This is a genomic window from Sphingomonas zeae, from assembly GCF_014197135.1.
GTDB lineage: Bacteria > Pseudomonadota > Alphaproteobacteria > Sphingomonadales > Sphingomonadaceae > Sphingomonas > Sphingomonas zeae.
Genome location: NZ_JACIFA010000041.1, coordinates 1 through 1,447 on the forward strand (window position 1 = coordinate 1; position 1,447 = coordinate 1,447).

The following is a 1,447-nucleotide window of genomic DNA, read 5'->3' on the forward strand; positions in this document are numbered from 1 at the left end:
AGCGGACGGTCGCGCAGGAGGCGCTGTTCTACAGCTTCAGCCTGGAGCGGCACGTGCCGGCGGACCATCTGCTGCGCTCGATCGACCGGTTCGTGGACCTGTCGGGCATCCGCGAGGAACTGAAGCCCTTCTACAGCGAGACGGGTCGCCCCTCGATCGATCCGGAGCTGATGATCCGGATGCTCATCATCGGCTATTGCATGGGCATCCGGTCGGAGCGGCGGCTGTGCGACGAGGTGCATCTGAATCTGGCCTATCGCTGGTTCTGCCGGTTGGGGCTGGACGGCGACGTGCCCGACCATTCGACCTTCTCGAAGAACCGGCACGGACGGTTCCGCGACAGCGACCTGTTGCGGCGCCTGTTCGAGACAACGGTCGCGCGCTGCATGGCCGAGGGGCTGGTGGGTGGCGAAGGGTTTGCGGTCGACGCCAGTCTGATCCGCGCTGATGCCAATCGTCAGACCGGCGGTCCGGGCAGCGATGGCGTGCCGCCGGCCGCCGACAGCCGTGCGGTACGCGAGTATCTGGCCGTTCTCGACGATGCCGCGTTCGGCGCCGCGACGCCTGTGGTGCCGAAGTATCTGGCGCCGGCCGATCCGGCATCGCGCTGGACCAGCGCGCATCGCGGGCCGGCCTTCTACGCCTACTCGACCAACTACCTCATCGACCTCGACCACGCCGTCATCATGGATGTGGAAGCGAGCACCGCGGTGCGCCAGGCCGAGGTGACCGCGTGCAAGCGCATGATCGCGCGCGTGCAGGACCGCTTCGGGGTCTGGCCCGAGCGGCTGGCGGCCGACACCGCCTACGGCTCGGCGGAGATGCTCGCCTGGCTCGTCCACGAGCGTGATATCCAACCGCACATCCCGGTGTTCGACAAGTCCGCCCGCCGCGACGGCACGTTCGAGCGCGATGCCTTCACCTACGACCATGACGACGACAGCTACGTCTGCCCCGGCGGCAAGCGCCTGCGCCTCAGGAACCGCAACTTCACAACGATGCGGAGCGATGTCAGCCAGGACGGCTTCATCCGCTATCGCGCCCGGCAGCAGGACTGTGGCGGCTGTGCCCTGCGGGAACGCTGCACGCCCAACATGCCGGCGCGCAAGGTGACCCGCTCAATCCACGAAGGGGCGCGCGACCTTGCCTGCGACATCGCCACCACCGACGCCTATGTCACATCTCGCCGCCAGCGAAAGAAGGTCGAGATGCTGTTCGCGCATCTCAAACGGATCCTGAAGCTCGACCGATTGCGCCTCCGAGGGCCGAATGGCGCCAGGGACGAGTTCCATATGGCAGCTACTGCCCAGAACCTCCGCAAGATGGCCAAGCTCATCCCGATGACAGCGCAGCCGCTACCTGCCTGAGCCAGTCAGCGGCTTTCAGCGCAGACCAGCCGCCGATTATCTCCGCGCCAGACGCCGACTTCTTCAACACAATCGCCCAA

General features: G+C 66.6%; 1 protein-coding gene. It reads left to right on the top strand.

Annotated features, from left to right (window positions below):
• A partial coding sequence (locus GGR45_RS19495; protein WP_175310582.1) for a transposase occupies nucleotides 1-1,367 on the top strand: 1,367 nt, incomplete at its 5' end.
• Between the last annotated feature and the right edge of the window lie 80 nt (nucleotides 1,368-1,447).